Origin of the sequence: Roseateles violae, from assembly GCF_030410485.1 — a bacterium.
GTDB lineage: Bacteria > Pseudomonadota > Gammaproteobacteria > Burkholderiales > Burkholderiaceae_C > Roseateles_D > Roseateles_D violae.
Window position 1 is genome coordinate 499,305 of the sequence record NZ_JAUHHC010000002.1, and the last position, 22,956, is coordinate 522,260.

The window sequence follows — 22,956 nt, forward strand, 5'->3', positions numbered from 1 at the left end:
CTCCCGCCTCTCTACAATCCGGCGATGGCCTTTGTTCACCTGCGCACCCATACCGAGTATTCCGTCGTCGACGGCACCCTGAGAACCGACGATGCGGCCGACGCGGCGGCCAAGGACGGCCAGGTGGCGCTGGCGATCACCGACCTGGCCAATCTGTTCGGCGGCATCAAGTTCTACAACGCCTGCCGCAAGAAGGGCGTCAAGCCGCTGCTGGGCACCGACTGCTGGCTGGAGCCGGAGGGCTCGGACAAGAACCCGACCCGGCTGCTGCTGCTGGTGCAGAACAAGCAGGGCTATCTGAACATCTCGGAGCTGCTCTCCAGGGCCTGGATCCAGAACGTGATCCGCAACCAGGCCTGCCTCAAATGGGAATGGCTGGAGGAGCTGGGCGAAGGCCTGATCTGCCTGTCCGGCGCGCAGTTCGGCGGCCTGGGCCAGGCCTTGCTGCTCGGCGACCGGGCACGCGCGCAGGACTGGGCGCGCCGGCTGGCAGGCATCTTCCCGGGGCGCTTCTATATCGAGCTGCAGCGCGCCGGCCTGGCCGGCCAGGAGGCGCTGGTGCAGGCCAGCGTGCCCTTCGCGGCCGAGCTGCAGCTGCCGGTCGTCGCGACCCATCCGATCCAGTTCCTCGGCGCGGAGGACTTCGAGGCGCACGAGGCGCGCGTCTGCGTGGCCGAGGGCGAGACCCTCACCAATCCGAAACGGATCAAGCGCTTCAACGACGGCCAGTATTTCCGCTCGCAGGCCGAGATGGAAAAGCTGTTCGCCGACATCCCCAGCGCGATCGCCAACACGGTGGAGATCGCGCGCCGCTGCAGCCTGTCGCTGGTGCTGGGCAAGCCGCAGCTGCCGGACTTCCCGACCCCCATCCTGGACGACGGCGAGCGCATGCCGATGGACCAGTACTTCCGCCAGCTGAGCTTCGAGGGCCTGGACTTCCGCCTGCAGCAGCTGTTCCCCGATCCGGCCAAGCGCGAGGCGCAGCGGCCGCGCTATGTCGAGCGGCTGGAGTTCGAGCTGGACACCATCATCAAGATGGGCTTCCCGGGCTACTTCCTGATCGTCGGCGACTTCATCAAGTGGGCGAAGGAAAATGGCTGCCCGGTCGGCCCGGGCCGGGGTTCGGGCGCCGGCTCCCTGGTCGCCTATGTGCTGCTGATCACCGACCTCGACCCGCTGCAGTACAACCTGCTGTTCGAGCGTTTCCTGAACCCCGAGCGCGTCTCGATGCCCGACTTCGACATCGACTTCTGCCAGGGCAACCGCGACCGCGTGATCGAGTACGTGAAGGACAAGTACGGCCGGCCGGCCGTCAGCCAGATCGCCACCTTCGGCACCATGGCGGCCAAGGGCGCGCTGCGCGACATCGGCCGCGTCTTGGGCATGGGCTTCGGCCATGTGGACTCGATCGCCAAGCTGGTGCCGGCGCCGCCGGGCAAGACCGTCACCCTGGCCAAGCTGCCGCCCGGCTTCGATCCGGACAAGGCCAAGATGGTCTATGCCCGCCACGAGTCGCCCGAGATCGGGGAGCGCGAGCAGGAGGACGAGGAGGTTGCCGGCCTGCTCGCGATGGCGGCCCGGGTCGAGGGCACCGTGCGCTCGATCGGCATGCATGCCGGCGGCGTGCTGATCGCGCCGGGCAAGATCACCGACTTCTGCCCGCAGTACCAGCAGCCCGGCTCCACCAGCGCGGTCAGCCAGTACGACAAGGACGACGTCGAGGCGATCGGCCTGGTGAAGTTCGACTTCCTGGGCCTGGCGACCCTGACCATCCTCGAGATGGCCAAGGAATTCATCGTCGCCCGCTATCCGGAGCAGAAGGACTTCGCCTTCGAGAAGATCCCGCTCGACGACAAGAAGACCTACAAGCTCTTCTCCGATGGCTTGACCGAGAGCGTGTTCCAGTTTGAATCGAGCGGCATGCAGAAGATGCTGCGCGACGCCAAGCCCTCGCGGCTGGAGGACCTGATCGCGCTGAACGCGCTGTACCGGCCGGGGCCTATGGACCTGATCCCGACCTTCGTCGCGCGCAAGCATGGCAAGGAGGTCGTCGAGTACCCGCACCCCTTGACCGAGCCGGTGCTGGCCGAGACCTACGGCATCATGGTCTACCAGGAGCAGGTGATGCAGACGGCCCAGGTGCTGGGCGGCTACTCGCTCGGCGGCGCCGACATGCTGCGCCGCGCGATGGGCAAGAAGAAGGCCGAGGAAATGGCCATGCACCGCGAGCTGTTCCGCAAGGGGGCGGCCGAGAAGGGCATCGACCAGGCCAAGGCCGACGAGGTCTTCGACCTGATGGAGAAGTTCGCCGGCTACGGCTTCAACAAGTCGCACGCCGCCGCCTACTCGCTGCTGGCCTATCACACCGGCTGGCTGAAGGTCCATTTCACCGCGGAGTTCTATGCGGCGAACATGACGATCGAATCGGACAACACCGACAAGCTCAAGGTGCTCTTGAACGACGCCAAGCTGTTCGGCATCGAGTTCGAGCCGCCGAACGTGAACCTGGGCGTCGGCCGCTTCGAGCCGCTGAGCCCGAAGAAGATCAACTACAGCCTGGGCGCGATCAAGGGCACCGGCGCCGGCGCGATCGAGGCCATCGTGCGCGCACGCACGGAGGGCGGGCCCTTCAAGAGCTTCTTCGACTTCTGCGCCCGCGTCGACCGCAAGTCGGTCAACAAGCGCGTCGTCGAGGCGCTGATCAAGGCCGGCGCCTTCGACAGCCTGGAGCCCGATCGCGCCAAGGTGCTGGCCAGCGTCGCCCTGGGCTATGCCTATGCCGACAACCTGGCGCAGAACGTCGACCAGGGCGGTCTGTTCGATTTCGACGACAACGCCCATGGCTCCTCGACCGCCGAGCCGCCGCTGGTCGAGGCGGCGCCCTGGAGCATCAAGGAGCGGCTGTCGCTGGAGAAGACGGCGATCGGCTACTACCTCAGCGGCCATCTGTTCGACCAGAGCGGCGAGGAGGTGCGGCGCATGGTCAAGCGCCGCATCGCCGATGCGCAGGACAGCCGCGAGCCGGTGATGCTGGCCGGCATCGTCGGCGATCTGCGCATCATCAATGGCAACCGCGGCCGCGTCGCCATCTTCAAGCTCGATGACAAGAGCGACGCGATCGAGGCGGTGGCCAACGAGGAGCTGATTAACGCGCACAAGGAGCTCTTGTCCGAGGACGAGCTGATCATCGTCTCCGGCAAGGTGCAGAACGACCGCTTCTCCGGCGGCCTGCGACTTACCGTGCAGGCGATCTGGGACCTGGCCGCCGCGCGCGCGCGTTTCGGCAAGTACTTCTATGTGCCGGTGCGCGACCAGTTGCCGCCGCTGCAGGAGATCGTCAAGACCTGGCCCGCGCGCCGGCTCGAGACCGAGCAGGGCGAGATCAGCCAGGGCCTGAAGATGCAGACGCATCATTTCCTGCGCGGCGAGCATGCCGGCGCCGAGTTCCGCATCGAGCTGGGCGAGGACAGCCGCTTCTGGCCCTGCGACGAGGCGCTGGCGCGGCTCGCCCAGCTGGGCCGCGAGAGCAGTGCCAAGGCGGCGGGGGCGCAGACGGGGCAGACCGCGCAAATCGTCTACGACTGAGTTCGGCCGGTTTTTACCCCGCGTTTGCGGGCTTTGCCGGCCCGCGAGCCGGCCAAGAATGGCGGCACGCTCGTCCCGCCATGCAGCCGCTCCATCCACCGCGCACCCCGTCCACCGGCCTGATCCTGACCGGCGGCGGCGCGCGGGCCGCCTACCAGGTCGGCGTGCTGCAGGCGATCGCGCAGCTGCGCCGCGAGGCCGGCCTCAGCGGTGGCAATCCCTTTCCCATCATCGCCGGCACCTCGGCCGGCGCGATCAATGCGGCGACCCTGGCCTGCGAGGCCGATGACTTCGGCGCCGCCGTCGGCGGGCTAATGCGCATCTGGCGCAATCTGCACGCCGAGCAGGTCTACACGGCCGACGCGCTGGGCGTGATCCGCAGCGGCGCACGCTGGCTGACCATGATGAGCCTGGGCTGGGCGCTGGCGCGCTGGCGGCGCTCGCGGCCCAAGAGCCTCTTGGACAACGCACCGCTGGCCGAGCTGCTGCGCCGCAGCGTGCGCTTCGAGCGCATGGACGCGATGCTGCAGCAGGGCCATCTGGAGGCGCTGGCGATCAGCGGCTCCAGCTACAGCTCGGGCCAGCATGTCACCTTCTACCAGGCGCGCGGCCGGCTGGACCCCTGGCAGCGCTCGCAGCGCCTGGCCGTGCGGGCGCCGCTGTCGGTCGAGCACCTGATGGCCTCGTCGGCCATTCCCTTCATCTTTCCGGCCGTGCCGCTGCAGCTGGGCAGCCGGCCCGAATGGTTCGGCGACGGCTCGATGCGGCAGAGCGCGCCGATCTCGCCGGCCGTCCATCTGGGCGCCGAGCGGGTGCTGGTGATCGGCGCCGGCCGCATGCACGAGCCGCCGGGCCGGCGCGAGACCCCGGAGGCCGGCGGCCCGCCAAGCCTGGCGCAGATCGCCGGCCATGCGATGTCCAATATCTTTCTGGACGCGCTGGCCGTCGACATCGAACGGCTGCAGCGCATCAACTCGACGCTGGCGCTGCTGACGCCCGAGGCGCGCCGCGCGACGCCGCTGCGGCCGATCGAGGTGCTGGTGATCGCGCCGAGCCGGCGCCTGGACGAGCTGGCCGCCGAACACCAGGCCAGCCTGCCGACCCCCGTGCGCGCGCTGCTGCGCGGCGTCGGCGTCAGCGGCGAGGGCCGCCAGGCCAGCGGCTCGGCCCTGGCCAGCTATCTGCTGTTCGAGCCCTCCTACACGCGCGAGCTGATCCGCCTGGGCATCGCCGACACCTTGGCGCGCCGCGCCGAGGTGCTTCGCTTCTTCGGCTGGCGGGCCGAGCCGACCGCAGCACAGCCACGGCTGACGGAGGCCTGAAAGCCGGCCGCTGGGAGCTCGGCTTGCTTGGGGAACGGCCGTCAGGCAAGCGATAGGATCCGAGCATGAACGAAGGGGCGGGGCAGGGACCGGCCGCCGCTAATCGCCATGGGGAGCCTGTGATGCTGATCGAGAGAGCCTGGTTGCGATGGTCGACGGCCACCCTGGCCTTCGTGGCCGCGACCTGGCTGAACCTGCCGCTGCAGCAGTCGCTGGAAGGGCGGGCGCCGCTGATGCCTTACTTCCTGGCGCTGGTGCTGGTGGGCTTGCTCTGCGGGCTGCTGCCGGCCTTGGCCCTGCTGAGCGCCGCCTGCCTGGCCATCCTCTATTTCTGGATCGAGCCGATAGGCCAGTTCTTTCCGATCAACTCGGTGGCCGATGTCGCGCTGATCCTGCTCTTCTGCGGCGTCGGCGCGCTGGTCGCCGCCGTGTCGGCCTGGGCCCGGCAGCTGATGCACAGCGAGCGCCGCAGCCGCGAGCGCCTGCACCTGGCCCTGGGCGCCGGCCGCATGGTGGCCTGGGACTGGGACGCGCAGAAGGGTTTCGCGATGACGGCGGGCGGCGCGGCGGAGCTCTTCGGCCATGCCTGGACCGCGGTCGACGATATGGTGCTGGGCATGGCGCCGGATGACGCGGCGAGATTCAAGGCCGCCTACCGCGAGGCCAGCGAGCGCGGCGGCCGCTTCAGCCTGGTCTGCGCGATCCGGGCGCCCGCTGACGGTCGGCAGTCCTGGGCCCGCTTCGACGGCGACGTCGAGCTCGACGCCCGGGGCCATGCCTTGCGCGCCTACGGCGTCGCCGTCGACGTGACGGCCAACGAGGAGGCCCTGCGGGCCAGCCGGGCGGCCGAGGAGCGCGTTCAGCTGGCGCTGGAGATCGGCAAGGTGATGGCCTGGGAATGCGATGCCCAGGCGCGCTACACCTGGGCCGTCAACCTGCCGCCGGGCCTGTCGCGCGAGCGCCTGATCGGCGCCGAGGTCGGCAGCCTGATCGCCCACCCGCAGTTCACCGCGACGCTGCGCGAGGCGATCGCCTCCGGGCGCAATGCCAATCTGGCCCATCGCGTCTCGCGCGGCGGCCGCGAGCATCAGCTGATGACCTCGCTGCGGCCGATGCGCAGCGAGGATGGCCGGGTGCGGCGTGTGATCGGCGCGACCGTCGACGTGACCGAGCTGACGGTCGCCCAGGAGGATTTGCGGCGGGAGAGCCAGCGCAAGGATGCCTTCCTGGCGACCTTGGCCCATGAGCTGCGCAATCCGCTGGCGCCGATACGCTACGCGGTCGCCATCCTCGGCATGGCCCGCAGCGAGGCCGATCGCGAGCGCGCCGTCGGCATCATCGCGCGCCAGTCCGCGCATATGAGCCGGCTGCTCGACGATCTGCTGGACATGAGCCGCATCACGCGCAATGTGGTCGAGCTGCAGCGGCAGACCATCGACCTGCGCGTCGTCGTGCGGCATGCGCTGGAGGCGGTCGAGCCGCTTTATGGCGAGAAGCAGCAGCGCGTGTCGCTGTCGCTCCCGCCGCAGCCGGTGCTGGTCGACGGCGACCCGACCCGGCTGCAGCAGGTGCTGGGCAATCTGCTCGACAACGCCGCCAAGTACAGCCCGGCGCCGGGCGAGGTGGCCGTCCATGTCGCGCTCGATGCCGGCGAGGGGAGCCCGCATGCCGAGGTCAGCGTTGCCGACCAGGGCATAGGCATCGCGCCCGAGATGCGGCCGCAGGTCTTCGAGCTGTTCAGCCGCATCGACGGCAGCGGCACCGCGCCGGCCGGCCTGGGCATCGGCCTGGCCGTGTCCCGGCAACTGGTCGAATTGCACGGCGGCACGATCGCCGTGCACAGCGAGGGCCTGGGGTGCGGCAGCCGCTTTGTCGTGCGCCTGCCGCTGTCGGCGGCGCGGCCCGAGTCGACGGCGGCGGCAGCAGCATCGGAGCTCCATCGGCCGGACGAGCGCATCACCGTGATGGTGGTCGACGACAACGTCGATGGCGCCGACACGCTGGCCGAGGTGCTGGGCGCCGCGCATTACGGCGTCGTGGTCGCCCACAGCGGCGGGGAGGCGCTGGCGAACTACAAGCGCGCGCGGCCGCGCGTCGTGCTGCTGGATATCGGGCTGCCGGACATGCCGGGCACCGAGGTCGCGCGCCGCCTGCGCGCCGGCAACGCGCGCGAGGCGCTGACACTGATCGCCGTCACCGGTTGGGGTCAGCAGGCCGATCGCGATTCGACGGCCGCCGCCGGTTTCGACGCGCATCTGGTGAAACCGGTCGACCTCAAGGAACTGGATCGGCTGATACGCGGGCTGCTGGCGACTCAGCCGCCGGACGCCGGTCCGGCCGCGGCCGGCGCTTCGTAGGCGCGGCCGTTCACCCGCAGGCCCTGGGCAGACAGCTTGGCCGCTGTCGCGGGCCCGATGCCGCGCACGCGCCGGTGCAGATCGTTCCAGTCCTCGAAGGTCCGCTGCACACGCGCCGCCAACAGGCGCTCGGCCAGGGCCGGGCCGATGCCGGGCAGCGATTCGAGCTGGGCCAGGCTGGCGGTGTTCAGTTCCAGCGTCGCCGGCTGGGCCTCGACGGGGCCGACCGCGACCAGGGCCAAGGCCAGCAGGCAGGCGCGGCGCCGCATCGCTGGTCCCCTCGGCGGGCTACTCGCCGTGCTGGGCGCGCACCATGGCCGCGTAGGCACCGTCGCGCGCCAGCAGTTCGGCATGCGAGCCGCTCTCGATCAGGCGGCCGTCGCCCAGCACATGGATCGCGTCGGCGCCGCGTATCGTCGACAGCCGGTGGGCGATGACGATCAGGGTCTTGCGGCCCTGCCACAGGTCCAGCGCCTGCTGCACCGCGCGCTCGCTCTCGGTGTCCAGGGCCGAGGTCGCCTCGTCGAAGACCCAGATCGGCGCGTCCTTGTACAGCGCGCGGGCGATCGCCAGGCGCTGGCGCTGGCCGCCGGACAGCTTGCTGCCATTGGCGCCGATCGTCGTGTCCAGGCCTTGCGGCAGGGTCTGGACGAAGTCCCACAGATGGGCGGCGCGCAGGGCCTGTTCGAGCCGCGCCGGATCGCGCGGCTGGGCATAGGCGATGTTGTCGGCCACCGAGGCGTCGAACAGCACGATGTCCTGCGAGACGACGGCGAACTGTCGGCGCAGATTGGCCTTCTTCAGCTGCTGGATGTCGACGCCGTCGAGCAGGATGCGGCCGGCGTCGGGCCGGCCGAAGCCCAGCAGCAGATGGATGATGGAGCTCTTGCCCGCGCCCGAGGAGCCGACCAGGGCCGTCGTCTGGCCGGGCTTGAAGGCGAGGCTCAGGCCGTTCAGTGCCGGCCGTTCGGCCTGCGGATAGCGCAGCTCGACGTTCTCGATCTCGATCTCGCCGTGGCATTCGGCCAGCTCCTGCCGGCCCTCGTCGGGCTCGACCGGCGTGTCCATCAGGCTCAGGCAGCCGCGCGCGACGACCAGGGCATTGGTGATCGGCTGGGCCAGATCGCTCAGGTGGCGCAGGCGCGAGGTCAGCAGCAGCAGGGCGGTGACGAAGGCGGCGAACTCGCCGACGCCGGTCTGCGTCTTGCGCGCCTGCAGCAGGGCCAGGCAGATGATGATGGACAGGCCGACGCTGGCGATCAGCTGCGACAGCGGCTGGGCCAGCGCGCCGGCGGCCGAGGTCTTCAGCGCGCTGCGCTGCACCTCGCGGGCGCGCTGCGCGAAGCTCTGGCGCTCGTGCTCGGCGGCGTCGAAGCTGCGCACGACGCGCCAGGCGCGGGTCACGTCGTCGACCTTGTTGACCAGGCTCAGCTGCGCGTCGTAGGTGCGCGTGCCCATCTTGCGCACGCGCGCGTTGACCTTGCGCATGACGACCACCATCAGCGGCGTGGTGATCAGCGAGAGCAGGGTCAGTTGCCAGTTCAGATAGATCAGATAGCCCAGCATCGCGAGCGCCGGCAGGCCGTCGCGCAGCACGCTGATGACGGTGCCGCCGAGCAGGGTCATGATCTGCTGCGGGTCGTTGACGACCTTGGTGACGGCCGTGCCCGGTTGCAGGCTGGTGAAGACGCGGGCATCGGCGCGCAGCAGCGATTCGAGCAGGGCCGCGCGGAAGTCCATCACGCTGCGTGACAGGGTCCAGTTGAACAGGTACTGGCCGAGGAAGGAGAACAGGCCCCGCGTCGCGAACAGGCCGATCAGCACGGCCGGCACCCACCAGACGGCGAAGGCCTGGTTGCTGAAGCCCTCGCCGAAGGCCGTCTTGATCAGGGTTGGGATCATCGGCTCGGTCGCCGCCGCGCCCAGATAGGCGAGGATGGTGAGGGCCAGGCCGCCCCGGTAGGGCTTGACGAAGCGGGCCAGGCGGCGCGCGATCGGCCCGAGTTCGGTGCTCTTGTCGGCGGCTGGAGGGGCGGGCGTGGCGGCGGTCATGGGAAGCGATTGTCGCCGCATTGCTGCGCCGGTCCGCGGCGGCTTTTTATACTGCCGCCCATGAGCTCGCCCATGAACCCCGCCGCCGCAACACCGGGAGGCCGCAGCGGCAGGCGTCGCGTGCTGCATCTGGTCACCGGCGGCTTCTCCGGCGCCACCCAGGTCGCCGTCGATCTGTGCCGGGCCGCGCTGCGCAGCGAGCGCATCGAGCCCATCCTGGTGCTGCGGCGCAAGCGCCATACCGATGAACGACGGGTGCAGGCGCTGCGCGACGAGGGCCTCACCGTCTTCGTCGTGCCCGGCTGGTCGCACCTGGCGACGATCTGGGCGCTGCGCCGCCTGTGCCGCGAACTGCGGCCCGCGGTGCTGCTGGCGCACGGCTTTCCCGAGCATCTGCTGGGCCGCTGGGCCGGGCTGTGGGCCGGCGTGCCGCATCTGCTGCAGGTCGAGCACAACTCGCGCGAGCGCTACACGCGCTGGCGGCTCTGGCAGGCGCGCTGGCTGGCGCGTCGCAGCGCCCGCCTGGTCGGCGTGTCCGAGGGCGTGCGCCAGCGCCTGCTGCAGCTGGGCATGCCCGAGGCGCTGTGCGAGGCGATCCCCAACGGCATCGCGCTGGAGCGCTTCGCGGACGCCGGGGCCAGGCCTTTTGCCGAGCGGGAGCCGGGTCTTGTCATGTCGGCCCGCTTCGCGCGGCAGAAGGACCATCCGACCCTGATCCGCGCGCTGGGCCTGCTGAAATCGCGCGGCTTGCGGCCGACGCTGCAGCTGGCCGGTGCGGGCAAGGCCGGCTACCGGCGCGCGGCCGAGGCGCTGGTGCGCGAGCTCGGCTTGGACGGGCAGGTGCGCTTCCTGGGCCATTACGGTCAGGTCCCGCAACTGCTGATGAGCCAGCAGATCTGCGTGTTGGCCACACATTGGGAGGGCATGCCGCTGGCCCTGGTGGAGGGCATGGCGGCCGGCTGCGCCTGCGTGGCCTCGGCCGTGCCGGGCGTCGAGGGCCTGCTCGAGCCGGAAGTGACCGGCCTGCTGGTGCCCGAGGGCGATGCTGCCGCGCTGGCCGATGCGCTGGAGCGCCTGCTGCGCGATCCGGCGCTGGCGGCCCGGCTCGGCGCGGCCGCGCGCGCGCGCGCGCTGGCCGAACATGGGCTGGCGCTGATGGAGCGCCGTTACGAGGCGCTGCTGCTCTCGCTCTGAGAGGCAGCGCCGGCGGCGGCGGCGCGGCGCTCGATGCGGCGCATGCGCCGGCGCGCGTTCATGCTGCGCAGGCCCAGGGTGATGCGCTCCCACCAGCTCGGCGGCACGCGGGCGATGCCGCCGTACAGCAGGTACTTATTGCTGAAGCGGCTGGCCTGCAGGCCGTAGCGTTCGAGCAGGCGCTGCTCGTCGCGGCGCGGATCCATGTCCGGGTTGTTGCGGTACAGATCGCCGCCCAGCGGCCGCGTGTGCTTGACCGGCGTCGCGTCGAGCACGGCGATCGAGTCCTTGCGGCCCTTGCCGGCCAGCTGCGGCCAGACCCAGTCCAGGCCCCAGCCGCTGCGGCTCTCGGAGAAGGTCTTCAGGCAGGCCTTCAGCGCGCTCTTTTCGAACAGCGGCGCCATCACCTCGACGAAGGCCACATGGCGCAGCAGATAGCGCGGGTTCTGCAGCAGGGTGTCCCAGCTGTAATAGGAATCGCGGGTCAGCGCCGGCTGGGCCAGGGCCAGGCCGAAGCCGTGGAAGAGGCCGAACATGCGGTTCAGGGTCTCGGTCGTCGCGGCCAGGTCGTCGTCGGGGAACCAGAAGGCGTCGTACTGCTCGATCAGCCCGGCATGCTCGGCCAGCAAGTCGCCGATGCAGGACCATTTCGGACCGCGGCGCATCTCGTAGTAGTCGGCATCGGCCTTGTGCAGCTCGGGCTGCTGGCCGTAGTAGCTGATGAACAGATCGAAATCGCGATTCGGCTCGGCGCTCCAGCCGCGGTGCAGCGAGGCGTCGCCGGCGCGCAGGATCACGAGGTTGCGGCGGCGCAGGGCGGGCAGGGCGCTCGGCGCGCTCATGCGGCGTCCCCGGCCGGCCGGTTCGCGATCAGCTTCTCGGCCGCGGCCAGCGCCGTGGCGACGATCTGGTCCATGTTGTAGTAGCGGTACTGGGCCAGGCGGCCGACGAAGGTGACGCCGCTCTGCTGTTCGGCCAGTGCCTCGTAGCGCTTGAACAGCGCCTCGTTCTCGGGCCGCGGGATCGGGTAGTAGGGGTCGCCCTCGGCCTGCGGGTACTCGCGCACGATGGAGGTGCCGGCATGCTGCTCGCCCGTCAGGTGCTTGAACTCGGTGATGCGGGTGTAGTCGTGGTCGTTCGGGTAGTTGACCGTGCCCACCGGCTGGAACTGCGCCTGCGTCGGCAGATGCTCGTGATCGAAGCGCAGGCTGCGGTAGGGCAGAGGGCCGTAGCAATGGTCGAAATAGGCGTCGATCGGGCCGGTGTAGACCAGCTGCGCGCCGGCGAACTGCTCGCGCACCTGCTTGTAGTCGCAGCTCACCCGCACCGTGATGTTCGGGTGGTTCAGCATGCGCTCGAACATGCGCGTGTAGCCCTGGTCCGGCATGAACTGGAAGCTGTCGCCGAAATAGCGGTCGTCGTCGTTGTCGCGCGTCGGGATGCGGGCGGCGACGCCGGCCGACAGCTCGCTCAAGTCCAGCCCCCACTGCTTCTTGGTGTAGCCGCGGAAGAACTTGTCGCACAGATCCGGGCCGACCGAATTCAGCACCACGTCCTCGCTGGTCTTGATCGGGTCGCGCGGCTGACGCACCTGGTCCAGATAGGCCTGCACCTCCGCGCCGCTGAGCGAGAGGCCGTAGAGCTTGTTGATCGTCGTGCGATTGATCGGGATCGGCAGCAACTGCGCGCCGACCTGGGCCAGCACGCGGTGCTCGTAGAAGCGCCAGTTCGTGAAGCGCGACAGGTACTCGAACACCCGCTTGCTGTTGGTGTGGAAGATGTGCGGGCCGTAGGGGTGGATCAGGATCCCGTGCTCGTCGACCTTGTCGTAAGCATTGCCGCCGATATGGTCGCGCCGGTCGATCAGCATCACCGTCTTGCCGGCCTCGGCCAGCTCGCGGGCACAGACGGAGCCGGCATAGCCGGCGCCAACGATCAGGTAGTCGGGAGAGCTCATCGTCGCTTCAATCAGTGGATTCAGGTGTGTGCGATCTGCGGATTATCGATGACGGAAATTGAGCCAGCTATAAGCCGCCTTGTGCCGGAACTTCCGCCAGCGCGCCGCCAGACCCACCTCGGCAGCTTTCGTGCCTATCGAGCTCTGGAAGCTGGTTTCGTCGAGCCGGATCGCCGCCGGCACGACGCCGAGGATGCGCAGCTCGTTCTCCCACCAGTGGCGCAGATCGACGTCGATCGGCCGGCCGAAGGGGATGCGGCTGGCCAAGAGCTTCTCGGCCCCGCTGCGGCTGACCACATAGGCGGCGGTCAGGCTGGGCACGCGCTGGTAGCGGACCAGCGCATGCGCGCCGACCAGCGGCCGGCTCTCGCTGAGCTTTTCGCGCTTGCTGGTATCGAGGCGGCCGATCAGCTTGATCATGTCCCAGTCGCGCGGCAAGGCGGCGATCGCGGCGATGACGGCGGCAAAGTCCGGCTCCAGCGCCACATCGTCCTCCAGCACGACCAGGGCCGGATGGTCCGAGGCCAGCAGCGCCTGCCAGCAGCGCAGATGACTGGCATAGCAGCCCTTCTCGCCATTGACCAGCGGCTTGTGGAACTGGCGCTCGTTCAAGTCCGGGGAATAAAGCCGCGCCTGCTCGTCCTCGGGCAGCGCGGTCCAGCGCGTCGCCTCGAAGCGCTCGCCGGCCACGCCCAGCCGGGCCAGCTCCGCCTGCATGCGCACGCGGCGGTCGGCGTCGCTGTCCAGATTGATGAAGACCAGGGGCAGGGCGGTGGCCGGGGTCATTGCCTCCGCCCTCATTCGCGCCAGTGCTCGGCGATCCAGCCGGCCGGCTTGGCATGCCGCCAGTTGCCGTTGCTGCGGCCGGCCAGCGCGTCCGGCGGGTTCATCACGCCGTGGAAGATCAGGATCTTGGCGCCGGCCGGGACGCGCGGCGCGCGCAGATAGTTCGTCGGCCAGGTCGGGATGCAGTGGTATTTGTAGCTGGCGCACCAGCGCTTGTCCCAGTACTGCAGCTTGCCCTGCTTGTGCAGGAAGTCCGACAGATAGGCCTGCTCGTTGCGGAAGGTCTTGCGGATCTGCTCGAAGTCGCGCCGGAAGGTGGCCAGCACGTCCGGATGCGCGCCCAACTCGAAGCGGTAGACCGAGGAGTTGCCGGTGATGCGCCAGGGGCGCTTCCAGTCGTGGATGATCAGGAACTCGCCGGGCACCTCGAAGAAGGGCGTGATGTCGTCGACGATGACGACGTCCAGATCGAGGAACAGCGCCGTGCCCTTGAGGCCATGCAGATCGGCTTCAAAGGTGGTCAGCTTGGTCCAGCCGCGCTCCGGGATGCCCGGCGGCAGCGCCAGCGGCGGGATCGGCAGGCATTGCACCTCGGGGCGGATGCCGTCCGTGCGGTCGGTCAGGCAGACGAACTTGAAGTCGCCGCGCAGATGCCGGCGCACCATCGCGTAGAGCCGGTTGACGTATTCGGGGCCGTACTTCGTGCCCCATTTCATGCAGAGGATGTGACGCATTGCGGGCTCAGAGCTCCTCGACATGACGCGGGGGATAGGTGTCCCAGTTCAGGCAGCCGGGGCATTGCCAGAAGTAATGCGCGGCCTCGAAGCCGCAGGCGGCGCAGCGGTAGCGCAGCAGCGGGCGCACCGCGCGGTCCAGCGCGCCGGCCACCAGCGGCGCTTCGTCCTCGCCGAGCCGGGCGCCGCTGATCTGCAGCAGGCCGCGCGCGGCCGACAAGGTTGGATGCTCGCGCAGATGGCGGGCCAGGCGCTGGCGCTGCTGCGCCGGCTCCGGCTGCAGCCGCGCGATCGCCTGCAGCAGCGGCATCGCCGGTGCGCGCTGGTAGCGTGCGGCCAGCGTCGTCAGCGCGCGCTGGGCCAGTTCCGGCGAGGCGGTCGCCAGCGCGGCCTCGGCATAGTCGCCGGCGATCAGATTGAAGGCCTCGGGATTCAGCGCCAGCAATTCGGAATAGGCGGCCATCGCCTGCTCCGGCTGCTGGTTGCGAGCCAGCATCTGGCCGGCCAGCACATGGGCGCGCGCCGCCTGCGGCGCGACCTTGCGCGCCTCGGCCAGCAGTTGCTGGGCCTCCTCGTCGCGCTGGCGGGCCTGCGCCTCCAGTGCCAGCTCGCACAGGTAATGCGCGATGCGGCTGGCAAAGGAGCCGGTGCCGCCCTGTTCCAGGGCGCGGGCCACCTCGACCGCCTTGCGCCAGTCGCGCGAGCGCTCGTACAGCGAGAGCAGGGCCAGCTGCGCCTCGTTCTCGAAGGCGGTTCCGCGCAAGGCCGCATAGGCTTCCTCGGCGCGGTCGAACAGGCCGGCCTTGAAGAAGTCCTGCGCCAGCGCATGCTGGGCCCGGTCGCGCTCGGCGCGCGGCAGGTCGCCGCGCGCCAGCAGATGCTGGTGCACGCGCACCGCGCGCTCGTACTCGCCGCGGCGGCGGAACAGATTGCCGAGGGCGAAATGCAGCTCCGAGGTGTCGGGGTCGTTCTGCACCGCTTCGATGAAGGCGTCGATCGCCTTGTCCTGCTGCTCGTTCAGCAGCAGGTTCAGGCCCTTGAAATAGGCCTTGGGCGCGTCGCGCTGTTCGCGCTTCCACTGGCGCGTGTCCAGCTTGGAGGCGAGCCAGCCCAGCGCGAACGCGGCCGGCAGCACGATCAGCAACCAGCGCGGATCAAATTCCATCTTGGGGCAGGGCAGGGTTCAGGGGATCGGCGGCCGGGGTGGCGGGTGCCACGACCGGTGCGCGGGTGGCAACGCGGCGGTGCCGCCACCAGGCGGGCACCATCGCCAGCACGCCCAAGGCGCAGCCAAGGCCGAAGGCCAGCAGCACGACGATGACCAGCGGTGCCCGCCACTCGTAGCCGAAGAACCAGCGCACGGCGGTTTCGTGGCTGTTGTTCAGCGCGAAGGCGAACAGGGCGAAGAAGAGGAAGGCCCGGAAGAGCCAGACGAGGATGCGCATCGAGCGGATTCTAGGGCCCCACAGGGCGCATAGCGCTCAATGCGAACGACGGCGGCCGCTCAAGCCTGGCCGGCCGGCGCGGCGTCGTCGGCCTTGACCGGCGCCTGGGCGTCGACCGCCTCGCGCAAGGCCTTGCCGGGCTTGAAATGCGGCACCAGCTTCTCGGGGATCAGCACCTGCTCGCCGCTGCGCGGATTGCGGCCCATGCGGGGCGGGCGGCGGTTGATCGAGAAACTGCCGAAACCGCGGATCTCGATGCGGTGGCCGCGGGCCAGCGCATCGGACATCGCGTCCAGGATCGTCTTGACGGCGAACTCGGTGTCGCGCTGGGTCAGCTGGCCGAAGCGGTCGGCCAGCAGTGCAACGAGGTCGGATCGGGTCATGACGTGAGGAATCTTGTGATTGGAATTGAAACAGGCTCGCCCTCGAAAGAGTGGCGAGCCTGCTGAGTTCACCGCGGCGCCTAGGCTACCAGAGCCCAGGCGCCTTGGCACAGGGCTTAGTTACCCTGATTGTCCAGCTTGGCACGCAGCAGGGCGCCCAGGCTGGTCGTGCCGGCGTTCTCACGCTCGGACGTGGCCGACAGGCGCTGCATCGCTTCCTGCTGGTCGGCGCTGTCCTTGGCCTTGATCGACAGCTGGATGTTGCGGGTCTTGCGGTCGATGTTGACGATCACGGAGGTGACCTCGTCGCCTTCCTTCAGCACGTTGCGGGCATCTTCGACGCGGTCGCGCGAGATTTCCGAAGCACGCAGGTAGCCGACGATGTCCTCGCCCAGATCGATCTCGGCGCCACGCGCGTCAACCGTCTTGACCTTGCCGGTCACCGTCATGCCGCGGTCATTGACCGAGGTGTAGGTGGTGAACGGGTCACTGTCCAGCTGCTTGATGCCCAGCGAGATGCGCTCGCGCTCGACGTCCACGGCCAGCACGATGGCTTCGACTTCCTGGCCCTTCTTGAAGTTGCGCACGGCAGCTTCGCCGGTCTCGTTCCACGACAGGTCGGACAGGTGCACCAGGCCGTCGATGCCCTGGGCCAGGCCCACGAACACGCCGAAGTCGGTGATCGACTTGACCGGGCCCTTGACGCGGTCGCCGCGCTTGACGTTCTCGGCGAACTCTTCCCACGGGTTGGCCTTGCACTGCTTCATGCCCAGCGAGATGCGACGCTTGTCTTCGTCGATCTCCAGCACCATGACCTCGACCTCGTCGCCCAGCGAGACGATCTTCGACGGAGCGATGTTCTTGTTGGTCCAGTCCATTTCGGAGACGTGCACCAGGCCTTCGATGCCCGGCTCGATCTCGACGAAGGCGCCGTAGTCGGCGATGTTGGTGACCTTGCCGAACAGGCGGGTGCCGGTCGGGTAGCGGCGGGCCACGCCGAACCACGGGTCGTCGCCCAGCTGCTTCAGGCCCAGCGAGACGCGGTTCTTCTCGGCGTCGAACTTCAGGACCTTGGCCGTCAGTTCCTGGCCGACCGTCACCACTTCGCTCGGGTGACGGACACGGCGCCAGGCCATGTCGGTGATGTGCAGCAGGCCATCGATGCCACCCAGGTCGACGAAGGCACCGTATTCGGTGATGTTCTTGACCACGCCCTGGACGATCGCGCCTTCCGACAGCGTTTCCAGCAGCTTGGCGCGCTCTTCGCCCATCGAAGCCTCGACCACCGCGCGACGCGACAGCACAACGTTGTTGCGCTTGCGGTCCAGCTTGATGACCTTGAACTCCATGGTCTTGCCCTCGAACGGGCTCATGTCCTTGACCGGACGGGTGTCCAGCAGCGAACCCGGCAGGAAGGCGCGGATGCCGTTGACCAGCACGGTCAGGCCGCCCTTGACCTTGCCCGAGACGGTGCCGGTCACGAAGTCGCCCGACTCCAGCGCGGTTTCCAGGCTCAGCCACGAAGCCAGGCGCTTGGCCTTGTCGCGCGACAGGATGGTGTCGCCGTAGCCGTTCTCGATGGCGTCGATGGCCACCGAGACGTAGTCGCCAACCTGGACTTCCAGCTCGCCCTGGTCGTTCTTGAATTCCTCGATAGGCACGTAGGCTTCCGACTTCAGGCCTGCGTTGACGACGACGAAGCTGTGTTCGATGCGCACGACCTCGGCGGAGATCACCTCACCGGCGCGCATATCGGACTTCTGCAGCGACTCTTCGAACATTGCTGCGAAGGAGTCCATGCCGGAAGCGGTTTGAGTCTGGGACATTGTCAATTCCTGTGCGTTCCGACAAGGCGTTTGCCGGCGCGCTGTGGGTGCAAGTTGCCTTGCGGGTTAAGTTGCTGGTATCCGCCGCCCTCGATGAGCTGACGCTCGGAGGGAAGGGCTGCGGGCCCTGACCGCTTTCGACTCAACGCTAAGTCTTGAACGGCCTGCGCTTTTGCCACCATTCGAGCACCTGGGCCACCGATTCATCGATGGTCTGGGCGGAGTTGTCGAGCATCAGCGCGTCCTGTGCCGGGTGCAGGGGCGAGGCCGACCGGGTCTTGTCCCGGGCGTCCCGCGCCTCCAAATCCTGGCGCAAGCCCTCGATATTAGCCGAAATTCCCTTAGCAATCAATTGCTTATGGCGACGTTCAGCGCGCGTCGCGGCGCTGGCGGTCAGAAAAACCTTCAGAGCGGCATCCGGGAACACGTCGGTACCCATGTCGCGGCCGTCGGCGACCAGGCCCGGCGGGCGGCGGAAATCCAGCTGCAGCTGGTTCAGCACCCGGCGCACCGGCGGGTGGGCGGCCACCTGGGAGGCGCGCAGGCCCGAGACCTCCAGCCGCAACTCGTCGCTGATGTCTTCGCCCGCCAGGAACACCCGGCCCTTGGCGAAGCGCAGCTCCATGCCGCGCGCGACCGCCGCCACCGCCTCGCCGTCGTCCAGATCGACGCCGACACGGCTCGCGGCCAGGCCGGCGGCGCGGTAGAGCGCGCCCGAGTCGAGCACCGCATAGCCCAGCGCATGGGCGACCTCGTCGGCCAGCGTGCCCTTGCCGGAGGCGGTCGGGCCGTCGATGGTGATCACCGGGATGTCGCTGACACTGGCCGAGACCAGCTCGAACAGGGTCTCGAAATAGTCCGGGAAGGTCTTGGCGACGCAGGCCGGGTCTTCGATGCGCACCGGCTGCGCATGCTCGGTCAGCAGGCCGTTGAAGGCCGCCAGCGAGAAGCACATCGCGATCCGGTGGTCGTCATAGGTGTGGATGGTGGCCGGCTGCCAGTCGCGCAGCGGCTGCGTCATCGGATGAATACGCAGCCAGTCGGCGCCTTCCTCGACCTCGGCGCCCAGCTTGCGCAGCTCGGCGGCCATCGCGGCCAGCCGGTCGGTTTCCTTTACCCGCCAGCTGGCGATGTTCGTCAGCATGGTCGGACCATCGGCATACAGCGCCATCACGGCCAGGGTCATCGCCGCGTCGGGGATGTGGTTGCAGTCCAGCGTGAGGCCCTTGAGCGGCCAAGCGCCGCGGCGCACGGCCAGCCAGTTCGGCCCGGCCTGCACCTCGGCGCCCATCGCGCGCGCCGCCTCGACGAAGCGCACATCGCCCTGCAGCGATGCGCTGCCGACGCCCTCGATGCGCAGCGGGTGGTCGACCGCGGCGATCGCACCCAGCGCGACGAAATACGAAGCCGAGGAGGCGTCGCCCTCGACATGGACCGCGCCAGGCGAGCGGTAGCGGCTGCCGGCCGGAATGGTGAAGCGCTGCCAGCCCTCGCGACGCACGGCAATGCCGAAGCGCTCGAGCAGGCTCAGCGTGATCTGGATATAGGGCTTGGAGATCAGCTCGCCGACGACCTCGATGACGACATCGTTCTCCACCGCCACCAGCGGCAGCGCCATCAGCAGCGCGGTCAGGAACTGGCTGGACACATCGCCGCGCACCTGGACCGGCTGGTCGAGCTTCAGCGCCGACGGTCCGGCGAGGCGCAGCGGCGGATAGCCTTCCTGACCCAGGCAGTCGACGCGGCAGCCGAGGCCGCGCAGCGCGTCGACCAGGTCGCCGATCGGCCGTTCGTGCATGCGCGGCACGCCCGAGAGCTCGAACTCGCCGCCCTGCGTCGCGGCCAGCAGCGCCAGCGCGGCGGTCAGCGGCCGCATCGCGGTGCCGGCGTTGCCGAGGAAGAGCTGGGCCTGCTGCGTCGCCGGACGGCCGCCGATGCCGGTCACCTGCAGCGCGCCATCCGAGCCCGTCTCCAGCCGGCAGCCCAGCGTCTTCAAGGCCTCCAGCATCACGGCCGTGTCGTCGGAGTCGAGCAGGTCGTGCACGAGGGTCGTGCCCTCCGACAGGCCGGCCAGCAGCAGCACGCGGTTGGAGATGCTCTTGGAGCCGGGCAGGCGCACCGTGCCGGCGGCGGCGCGCAGCGGCGGCAGGTCGAGGAAGGGAAGCTTGTACATCGTGGACGCAGGGCTTAGGAAATCAACGGTTCGGCTGCCAGGGCGCACCGAGCTGCCAGTTGGCGCGCGCCTCGGAGATCTGGCGGATGCGGGCCTCCAGCGCGACCGCGTCGCCGCTCTTGACCAGGGCCTCGAGGCCGTCCAGCGCCTGGCGGAAGCGCTGCGACTGCACCAGCAGTTCGGCCGCATTGGCCATCAGGATGTCGCGCCAGACGGCCGGCTCGCTGGCCGCGATGCGGGTGAAGTCGCGAAAGCCGGGGCCGGCCAGGCTGAGGAAGTCGCGGCCGGCCGGCTGGGCGGCGACCGACTGGAAGAAGGCGAAAGCCAAGAGATGCGGCAGATGGCTGACGGCGGCAAAGGCCTGGTCGTGGTTGCGCGGGGTCATCTTCAGCACCTGGGCGCCGATCGCCGACCAGACGTCGGTGGCCTTCTGCACCAGCGCCGCATTGGTCTGCGGCAAGGGTGTCAGGATCACCTGGCGGCCCTGGTACAGCGTCACCTCGGCGTTCTGCACGCCGCCCGATTCCTTGCCGGCGATCGGATGCGCGGGCACGAAGGAGGGCAACTGCTTGCCCAGGGCGCGCCTGGCCGCCTCGACCACATCGCTCTTGGTCGAGCCGACGTCCATGAAGAGCACGTCCGGCTTGACCAGATGGCGGATTGCCTTCAGCGTCGGCTCGGTGGCCGAGACCGGCACGGCGACCAGCACGATGTCGGAGCCCGACACCGCCAGCAGCGCCGATTCGGCGACGACGTCGATGACGCCCAGCTTCTTCGCCGCCTCGGTGGTCGAGGGCGACTTGCTGTAGCCGACGACGCGCTTGACCAGGCCGGCCTTCTTGAGCGCCAGCGCGAACGATCCGCCCATCAGGCCGCAGCCGATCACGCCCAGTTGATTGAACATGCCCGCGTCCGCTTTATGCCTTGATCGGGTAGGCCCCGATCACCTTGTAGAAGGCGCAGAGCTCGCGCAGCTCGGCCAGGGCCGCCGCCACATGGGGCTGCGAGGGATGGCCGTCGAGGTCGATGTAGAAGTAGTACTCCCACTGGCCGGTGCGCGCCGGGCGCGATTCCAGCCGGGTCATCGACACGCCATGCGTCTTCAGCGGCACGAGGAGGTCGTGCATCGCGCCGGGCCGGTTCGGCACCGAGACGATCAGGCTGGTGCAGTCGCGGCCGGTAGCCGGCGGCGTCGCCATGGTCTGCGGCAAGGTGATGACGGCGAAGCGGGTGCGGTTGTAGGCCTCGTCCTGGACCGCGTGGGCGGTGATGTGCAGGCCGAACAAGGTCGCGGCACGCTCGCTGGCGATCGCCGCATAGGCCGGATTGGCGGCCGCCAGGCGCGCGCCCTCGGCATTGCTGGAGACGGCGCGGCGCTCGGCCTGGGGCAGGTGCTTGGACAGCCAGTTCTGGCATTGCGCCAGCGCCTGTGGATGGGCCAGCACCGCCTCGATGCCTTCCAGGGAATTCTCCTTGCGCATCAGGTTGTGGCGGATCAAGAGGCTGACCTCGCCGACCACATGGGTGGGTGTGTGCAAGAACAGGTCCAGCGAGCGGGTGACGACGCCCTCGGTCATGTTCTCGACGCCGACGACGCCGTACTGCGCGCTGCCCGAGGCGGTCGCGTGGAAGACCTCGTCGAAGCTGTTGCAGTAGATCAGGTCGGCGGCGCCGCCGAAGTACTCGATCGCCGCCTGCTCGCAGAAGGTGCCCACCGGGCCCAGCACGGCGACGCGCTGCGGCGACTCGAGCGCCAGGCAGGCGCTCATGATCTCGCGCCAGATCGCCGCCACATGCTCGCCCTTCAGCGGCCCTTGGTTGGCGGCCTTGATCTTGGCGATCACCTGGGCGACGCGGTCGGGGCGGAAGAAGGGCGTGCCCTCGCGGCGCTTGATCTCGCCGACCTGCTCGGCCACATGGGCGCGCTGGTTCAGCAGGCTCAGCAGCTGCGCATCGAGCGCATCGATCTGCTCGCGCAGCGCCAGCAGGGCCGGGTCGGCGATTGGCGCCGGAACGCTGTCCTCAGCCATGGCTTGCCTCGAAGTCCTTCAGATAGTCGACCAGCGCCTGCACGCCTTCCAGCGGCATCGCGTTGTAGATCGAGGCGCGCATGCCGCCCACCGATTTGTGACCCTTCAGCTGCAAGAGGCTGCGCTCCTTGGCGCCGGCCAGGAAGGCCTCGTTGAGCCGCTCCTCGCGCAGATAGAAGGGGATGTTCATGCGCGAGCGGCAGTCGGCCGCGACGCGGTTCTCGTACAGCGCCGAGCCGTCCAGCGCCGCGTACAGCAGCTTGGCCTTGTCGATATTGCGCTGCTCGATCGCTGCCACGCCGGTCTTGCCGGCATAGCTGAAGCGCTTCAGCCACTGGAAGACCAGGCCGGCGATGTAGATGCCGTAGGTCGGCGGCGTGTTGTACATCGACTGCGCCTCGGCCACGGTCTTGTAGTCGAAGGCGCTGGGGCAGATCGGCAGCGCGTGGCCCAGCAGCTCTTCACGCACGAAGACCAGGGTCAGGCCCGCCGGGCCGATGTTCTTCTGCGCGCCGCCGAAGGCCAGACCGACGCGGCTCCAGTCGATGGTCCGCGAGAGCTGCTGCGAGGAGCAGTCGACGACCAGCGGCGCGTCGCTGCCCAGCGCCTTCAGGTCGGGCAGCTCGTGGAACTCGACGCCGTCGATGGTCTCGTTGCTGCAGATATGCACATAGGCGGCGTCGCGGCGCAGCTGCCAGTTGCCGGGCAGCGAGCGGTACTGCGAGGCCGCGCCATCGGCCGCGATGCTCACGTCGGCATAGCGGCGCGCCTCGGCGGCGCTCTTCTTCGACCAGGAGCCGCTCACGACGACGTCGACCTTGCCACCCGGCTTCAGTCCGGACAGATTCAGCGGCACGATCGCGTTCTCGGCCAGGCCGCCGCCCTGCATGAACAGGATGCGGAATTCGCGCGGCACGGCCAGCAACTCGCGCAGGTCCGCCTCGGCGGCCTCGTAGATCGAGATGAACTCGCGGCCGCGATGGCTCATCTCCATCACGCTCATGCCCGAGCCCTGCCAGTCCAACATCTCGGCGGCGGCCTGCTGCAGGACTTCTTCGGGCAGGGCGGCCGGGCCGGCGGAAAAGTTGAACGGGCGGGCTTTCTTCATCGGG

The 22,956-nt window shown here is 69.1% G+C and carries 17 protein-coding genes and 1 pseudogene; 4 read left to right on the plus strand and 14 right to left on the minus strand.

Features of this window, described 5'->3' with window-relative positions; all coding sequences use genetic code 11:
• Positions 1-24: 24 nt before the first annotated feature.
• The 3 genes from dnaE to QWJ38_RS07825 all read left to right on the plus strand — a co-directional run bounded on the left by dnaE (position 25) and on the right by QWJ38_RS07825 (position 7,264).
• Positions 25-3,585: a DNA polymerase III subunit alpha gene (dnaE, locus tag QWJ38_RS07815; RefSeq protein ID WP_290358492.1), complete on the plus strand. Its 3,561-nt coding sequence runs from the start codon at positions 25-27 to the stop codon at positions 3,583-3,585.
• Positions 3,586-3,665: 80 nt separating this feature from the next.
• Positions 3,666-4,907, plus strand: coding sequence for a patatin-like phospholipase family protein (locus QWJ38_RS07820; RefSeq protein WP_290358493.1), 1,242 nt, complete (start codon positions 3,666-3,668; stop codon positions 4,905-4,907).
• 122 nt (positions 4,908-5,029) lie between these two features.
• Complete coding sequence (locus tag QWJ38_RS07825; protein WP_290358494.1) at positions 5,030-7,264, plus strand: hybrid sensor histidine kinase/response regulator; 2,235 nt, start codon at positions 5,030-5,032, stop codon at positions 7,262-7,264.
• Here QWJ38_RS07825 and QWJ38_RS07830 read toward each other — a convergent pair.
• Both QWJ38_RS07830 and msbA read right to left on the minus strand, forming a co-directional pair.
• The gene (locus tag QWJ38_RS07830; RefSeq protein ID WP_290358495.1) at positions 7,222-7,533 is read right to left on the minus strand and encodes a ComEA family DNA-binding protein; all 312 of its coding nucleotides are present in this window, start codon (positions 7,531-7,533) and stop codon (positions 7,222-7,224) included. The genes QWJ38_RS07825 and QWJ38_RS07830 overlap by 43 nt on opposite strands.
• Positions 7,534-7,552: 19 nt before the next feature.
• Positions 7,553-9,316, minus strand: coding sequence for a lipid A export permease/ATP-binding protein MsbA (msbA, locus tag QWJ38_RS07835; protein WP_290358496.1), 1,764 nt, complete (start codon positions 9,314-9,316; stop codon positions 7,553-7,555).
• A gap of 60 nt (positions 9,317-9,376) precedes the next feature.
• Here msbA and QWJ38_RS07840 point away from each other — a divergent pair, with 60 nt between their 5' ends.
• Complete coding sequence (locus QWJ38_RS07840) at positions 9,377-10,510, plus strand: glycosyltransferase (protein WP_290358497.1); 1,134 nt, start codon at positions 9,377-9,379, stop codon at positions 10,508-10,510.
• On the opposite strand, the gene QWJ38_RS07845 is transcribed toward QWJ38_RS07840, so the two are convergent.
• From QWJ38_RS07845 to serC, 12 genes and pseudogenes are all read right to left on the minus strand, one after another.
• On the minus strand, positions 10,483-11,352 hold the full coding sequence (locus QWJ38_RS07845; protein ID WP_290358498.1) for a DUF707 domain-containing protein: 870 nt from the start codon (positions 11,350-11,352) through the stop codon (positions 10,483-10,485). The genes QWJ38_RS07840 and QWJ38_RS07845 overlap by 28 nt on opposite strands.
• Positions 11,349-12,467: a UDP-galactopyranose mutase gene (glf, locus tag QWJ38_RS07850; protein WP_290358499.1), complete on the minus strand. Its 1,119-nt coding sequence runs from the start codon at positions 12,465-12,467 to the stop codon at positions 11,349-11,351. The genes QWJ38_RS07845 and glf overlap by 4 nt, the downstream gene beginning before the upstream one ends.
• A gap of 42 nt (positions 12,468-12,509) precedes the next feature.
• Positions 12,510-13,253, minus strand: a complete 744-nt coding sequence (locus tag QWJ38_RS07855; protein ID WP_290358500.1) for a glycosyltransferase family 25 protein — start codon at positions 13,251-13,253, stop codon at positions 12,510-12,512.
• 11 nt (positions 13,254-13,264) lie between these two features.
• A complete protein-coding gene (locus QWJ38_RS07860; protein WP_290358501.1) occupies positions 13,265-14,011 on the minus strand; it encodes a glycosyltransferase in 747 nt (248 codons plus the stop codon).
• Positions 13,995-15,152: a lipopolysaccharide assembly protein LapB gene (gene lapB / locus QWJ38_RS07865; RefSeq protein WP_290358502.1), complete on the minus strand. Its 1,158-nt coding sequence runs from the start codon at positions 15,150-15,152 to the stop codon at positions 13,995-13,997. The genes QWJ38_RS07860 and lapB overlap by 17 nt, the downstream gene beginning before the upstream one ends.
• On the minus strand, positions 15,142-15,432 hold the full coding sequence (locus QWJ38_RS07870; protein ID WP_290358503.1) for a lipopolysaccharide assembly protein LapA domain-containing protein: 291 nt from the start codon (positions 15,430-15,432) through the stop codon (positions 15,142-15,144). Before QWJ38_RS07870 ends, lapB begins: the two co-directional genes overlap by 11 nt.
• Before the next feature lie 59 nt (positions 15,433-15,491).
• Complete coding sequence (locus QWJ38_RS07875) at positions 15,492-15,815, minus strand: integration host factor subunit beta (RefSeq protein WP_290358504.1); 324 nt, start codon at positions 15,813-15,815, stop codon at positions 15,492-15,494.
• A 116-nt stretch (positions 15,816-15,931) separates the two neighbouring features.
• Positions 15,932-17,659: pseudogene (gene rpsA / locus QWJ38_RS07880) on the minus strand (30S ribosomal protein S1); the annotation flags it as partial.
• Positions 17,660-17,789: 130 nt separating this feature from the next.
• Positions 17,790-19,814, minus strand: coding sequence for a bifunctional 3-phosphoshikimate 1-carboxyvinyltransferase/cytidylate kinase (locus QWJ38_RS07885; protein WP_290358505.1), 2,025 nt, complete (start codon positions 19,812-19,814; stop codon positions 17,790-17,792).
• A gap of 22 nt (positions 19,815-19,836) precedes the next feature.
• Complete coding sequence (locus QWJ38_RS07890; protein ID WP_290358506.1) at positions 19,837-20,718, minus strand: prephenate dehydrogenase; 882 nt, start codon at positions 20,716-20,718, stop codon at positions 19,837-19,839.
• A 13-nt stretch (positions 20,719-20,731) separates the two neighbouring features.
• Positions 20,732-21,844 (minus strand): prephenate dehydratase, encoded by a 1,113-nt coding sequence (gene pheA / locus QWJ38_RS07895; RefSeq protein ID WP_290358507.1) that lies wholly within the window; start codon positions 21,842-21,844, stop codon positions 20,732-20,734.
• Complete coding sequence (serC, locus tag QWJ38_RS07900; protein WP_290358508.1) at positions 21,837-22,952, minus strand: 3-phosphoserine/phosphohydroxythreonine transaminase; 1,116 nt, start codon at positions 22,950-22,952, stop codon at positions 21,837-21,839. The genes pheA and serC overlap by 8 nt, the downstream gene beginning before the upstream one ends.
• Positions 22,953-22,956 lie beyond the last annotated feature (4 nt).